Origin of the sequence: Mycobacterium sp. 1165178.9, from assembly GCF_001673555.1 — a bacterium.
In the GTDB taxonomy this organism is placed as follows: Bacteria; Actinomycetota; Actinomycetes; order Mycobacteriales; family Mycobacteriaceae; genus Mycobacterium.
Window position 1 is genome coordinate 1 of sequence record NZ_LZMB01000018.1, and the last position, 4,445, is coordinate 4,445.

Genomic DNA, 4,445 nt, shown 5'->3' on the forward strand with positions numbered 1-4,445 from the left:
GCCCGGGCATGGTGTGCGCGACGTAGACGAGTTCATCACGCGGTTGATAGCCCTCGGCCTCGAACGCCGCGACTCGGTAGCCCAGGTCGACCTCATACTGGGGTTGCGGGCCGAATACCAAATCCCGCACAGGCGAATGGATACCACCCGCGCCAACGAGCAGGTCGAACTGTCGCGACCCGCCGCGCTCGAGGGTGACCTGCACGCCCGAGTCGTATTGTTCGATGGCCGAGACGTTTTCACCGAATAGAGTTTCGGCATGGCTGTCGATGGAGCGATAGATCATAGCCGCCAAATCGCCGCGGGGGACAGTCACGAACCGACCATCGACGTTCCGCCGGAACGCTTCAGCCGAAAAGCCGCCCACCCTCCGCGAATTCCGGTCCACGATTCGCACCTCCTGAACCGCGTATCCGGCGGCATGCAATTCGGCGGTAAGACCCATACGTTCGGCAACGGCATACCCGCCGCCCCAAAAGTCCACTGCGTAGCCTCCGGTGCGAAGACACGCCGCCTTCTCGATCAGGGTGGGCTCGTGGCCATGGCGGCAGAGCCAGTACGCGAGTGTTGGACCGGCGATGCCAGCACCGACAATGGCGATCTTCATGTGCGTACCTCCGCGGCGAGTAAGTTCCATTATTATAGCACTATGCAACAGTTGCTCTAGGATAGTAATTGAGGAGCCGGCGAGGTTGCGATCGTCGACACCGGAGAGGAGTCGGCGGTGCTGACGGAACTGATGGGCGTGCCCGCGGGCATTCAAGCGCTGGAGGCGGCCGGGACAGTGACCGCATCAGACTACGAGCGGGTCTTCGCGCCGATGGTCGAAAAGGCAGGACGCGCAGGGGATCGGATGCGGCTGCTGTATGCGTTCGGTCCGGAGTTTCAGCGCATCACGTCGGGAGCACTGTGGGCGGACGCGCGACTCGGATCTGTCTATCTGCGCCTACTGGACGGGTGCGCTGTCGTGAGTGATATCGGCTGGATCCGGGCATCAAGCCGCGCCATCGGTGCCTGGATACCATGCCCGCTTCGGGTGTACAACAACGATCAACGCGATGACGCCGTCGCATGGCTGGCCTCGGTATCGCGATGCGCTGACGTGTCCGCCCGCGATATGGTCAGGGCTTACGTCGGTGGAGTCGGCGCTGGCCTCATCAGCCTCGGTGGGTTCGTAGTCTCGAAGGATGTCAAGAAGCGCAATAACATTCGTTGATCACCGTGCGTGGAATAGCACGGCCGCTGCGTTAAGCGACGAGGCCTTATAACCTAGATCGCCGGGCCCAACAGGTCATCCGCGTCGCGGATGATGTAGCCGTAGCCCTGCTCGGCCAAGAAGCGCTGCCGGTGCGCGGCGTACTCGGCGTCCAGGCTGTCGCGCGCCACCACGGAGTAGAAGATGGCGCCGCCGCCGTCGGACTTGGGCCGCAGCAACCGGCCCAGCCGTTGCGCCTCCTCTTGGCGTGAGCCGAACGTTCCCGAGACCTGCACCGCCACAGAGGCTTCTGGCAGGTCGATGGAGAAGTTCGCGACTTTGGACACGACCAGGGTGGACAACTCGCCGCGCCGGAAGGCGTCGAACAGATCCTCGCGTTCCTTGGTCCGGGTGGACCCCTGGATCACCGGGGCGTTCAGCTCGGCGCCGAGCTCGTCGAGCTGATCGAGGTAGGCGCCGATCACCAGGGTCTGCTCGCCGGGATGTTTGGCCAGGATCGATTTGACCACAGCGATTTTGGTGTGCACCGTCGAGCACAGCTTGTACCGCTCTTCGGGTTCGGCGGTGGCGTAGAGCATCCGTTCGTTGTCGGTCATGGTGACGCGCACCTCGACACACTCGGCCGGGGCGATCCACCCTTGAGCCTCGATGTCCTTCCACGGCGCGTCATAGCGCTTCGGGCCGATCAGTGAGAACACGTCACCCTCGCGGCCGTCCTCGCGGACCAGCGTGGCCGTCAGGCCCAGGCGCCGCTTGGACTGCAGATCCGCGGTCATCCGGAACACCGGCGCCGGCAACAGATGGACCTCGTCGTAGATGATCAGTCCCCAGTCCCGGCTGTCGAAAAGCTCCAGATGCCGATACTCGCCCTTGGTGCGGCGGGTGATCATCTGATACGTCGAGATGGTCACCGGCCGAATCTCCTTGCGCTCACCGGAGTATTCGCCGATCTCGTCCTCGGTGAGCGACGTGCGCGCGATCAGCTCGCGCTTCCATTGCCGGGCCGCGACGATGTTGGTGACCAGGATCAGCGTCGTCGCACCGGCTTTCGCCATGGCGGCCGCGCCCACCAGCGTCTTTCCGGCACCGCACGGAAGCACCACCACCCCGGATCCGCCGGACCAGAACGAGTCGGTGGCCATCTGCTGATAGTCGCGCAGGTGCCAGCCGTCCTGGGCCAGGCTGATCGGATGCGCTTCCCCGTCGACGTAGCCCGCGAGATCTTCAGCGGGCCAACCGATCTTGAGCAGCATCTGCTTGACGCGGCCGCGCTCGCTGGGGTGGACGACGACAGTGTCGTCGTCGATGCGGGCGCCGAGCATCGGGGCGATCTTCTTGTTGCGCAACACCTCTTCGAGCACCGCACGATCCAGGCTCACCAGTGTCAGGCCGTGCGCGGGGTTCTTCACCAGCTGCAAACGGCCGTAGCGGGCCATGGTGTCGACGATGTCGACCAGCAGCGGCTGGGGCACCGCGTACCGCGAGAAGCTGACCAGCGCGTCGACCACCTGTTCCGCATCATGGCCGGCGGCGCGGGCGTTCCACAGCGCCAGCGGCGTGATGCGGTAGGTGTGGACGTGTTCGGGTGCGCGTTCCAGCTCGGCGAACGGCGCGATGGCCGCGCGCGCCGCGCCGGCCTGCTCGTGATCCACCTCGAGCAACACCGTCTTATCGGACTGCACGATCAACGGTCCGTCAGACATATTCAGCGCCACTCCTCCTGACTTGTGTGCACGGCCGCGGCATGCCAACCATTATCGGCCGGTGGCCGACACGACCGACGTGATGCGGTGGATGGCGAACTCACGCAGCCGCCCGGACGCGGAGTCGAAGGCCACCAGCTGACCGCCCTTGATGGTGATGGGCGACACCACCCGCTGGGTGGCCACACCCGCCGCATCCAGATAACCGATCACCAAGGTGTCTTGTTCCTTGGCCGCGCGCTGCAGCTGCGTCATGGTGACCGCGGGATCGACGCGGATATTGCCGAACGGCGCGGCGGTCACCTTGCGCAGCACCGCCACCACCGCGTTGAGGCTTTCGCTGTTGGGACGCCGCACCGGGCGATAGGGCCGGCGCTGCTGGGGTGTCGCCACCCGGGCCCCGCGCGGACGCACGTCGACGATCGCGCCGGAAGAATCCTCGGCCGCCGGCGCGAAGCCCGCGGCCCGCAGGGCGGCGAGCACCTCGCCGATCGGGGCCGGCGACACCGCGACCGTCGGCGCCAGGGCCCGCAACTGCACCTCCTCGGTCGCCGGTGCCGACACGGCCTGGGCCAGCAGGGCGGGGTCCTCGCAGCGCACGAACGACGCGGCCATGCCGGTCCGCAGCTGCCCGTGCCGGCGCGCAACATCGTCGATCAAGTAGGTAAGCCCTTGGGGCACCGGCGTTTTGGAATGCTTGGCGAACAGGGAATGCATCCAGTCGCGGGTCTTGCCGACATCGAGCGCGTGCCGGATCGACTGCTCGCTGACGCGGTACACCATCGCGGCGCCGGCCGACTCGACGGTGGCGACGACGGCGAGCTGCTCGGCCAGGTCGCGTTCCAATGGCCCGGGCACGACCACGGTCAGGTCCGCCTGCACCAGGAAGTGGTCGACCGGTTTGGGCAGCGCCCGGTTCATCGCCTCGATCGCGACCTGCGGATCGCCGTCGTCGTCCAGGAGCGCACGGCCGGGTGTGCTGATCGCGCCTCGGCCCACCAGGCCCAGCGCGGTGCTCTCGGCGAGCAGGTCCCCGACGGGCCCGGGCTGCAACCGCTTGGCCCAGCGCGGACGCCGCCAGATTAGCGCCGCCGAGGCTTCCGCCGCGTTGACGCCGCCACCCGGGGGCAACTCGGCCAGGATGCCGAGCAACAGCCGGCGATCCAGTGGTGCGGCCGTGGAGTACAGGGCGTCGGTGAGGGCCCCAAAGGGCTTGGCGTCCGGGCCGCGACTCCCGATCAGCGCCGGCCGGCCGGGAAGGTCGAGCCAGCTGCCGGCCAACAGCTGCCAGCGTTCGGCCGCCGACATCGCCGCGTACCGGTCGGTGGCGATCGTCGGCGCCCAGTACGGCGGCTCGCCGGTGACCGGCTCGGGATCCGGCATGCCGCTGGCGATCAATCCGGCCGCAGCCGCCACTTCGAGGATCAATCCCAGCCGCGGCTCGTCGATGCCGGTCACCTTGCTCAGCCGCTTGACGTCGCGAATTCCCAGGCCGCCGCTGCGGAGCTCGGAAACCGGCGCGGGCT

4 protein-coding genes are annotated in these 4,445 nt (G+C 67.1%); 1 reads left to right on the forward strand and 3 read right to left on the reverse strand.

Going from position 1 to position 4,445, the window contains the following annotated elements; all coding sequences use genetic code 11:
• Positions 1 to 607, reverse strand: a 607-nt coding sequence (locus A5652_RS01085) for an FAD-dependent monooxygenase (RefSeq protein ID WP_156745083.1), incomplete at its 3' end; no start/stop codon positions are given.
• Between the two features lie 117 nt (positions 608 to 724).
• On the opposite strand from A5652_RS01085, the gene A5652_RS01090 reads away from it, so the two are divergent.
• On the forward strand, positions 725 to 1,216 hold the full coding sequence (locus A5652_RS01090) for an STAS/SEC14 domain-containing protein (RefSeq protein ID WP_067345721.1): 492 nt from the start codon (positions 725 to 727) through the stop codon (positions 1,214 to 1,216).
• A gap of 53 nt (positions 1,217 to 1,269) precedes the next feature.
• On the opposite strand, the gene A5652_RS01095 is transcribed toward A5652_RS01090, so the two are convergent.
• Together A5652_RS01095 and A5652_RS01100 are read right to left on the reverse strand one after the other, a co-directional pair.
• Positions 1,270 to 2,919, reverse strand: a complete 1,650-nt coding sequence (locus A5652_RS01095) for a DNA repair helicase XPB (RefSeq protein WP_067345728.1) — start codon at positions 2,917 to 2,919, stop codon at positions 1,270 to 1,272.
• A 51-nt stretch (positions 2,920 to 2,970) separates the two neighbouring features.
• The coding region (locus A5652_RS01100; RefSeq protein WP_067345725.1) for a helicase-associated domain-containing protein at positions 2,971 to 4,445 on the reverse strand (1,475 nt) is incomplete at its 5' end.

What these genes read in the sequence shown, in the direction of transcription:
- A5652_RS01095 (WP_067345728.1), bottom strand. Translation starts at nt 2,919, where the DNA reads ATGTCTGACGGACCGTTGATCGTGCAGTCCGATAAGACGGTGTTGCTC.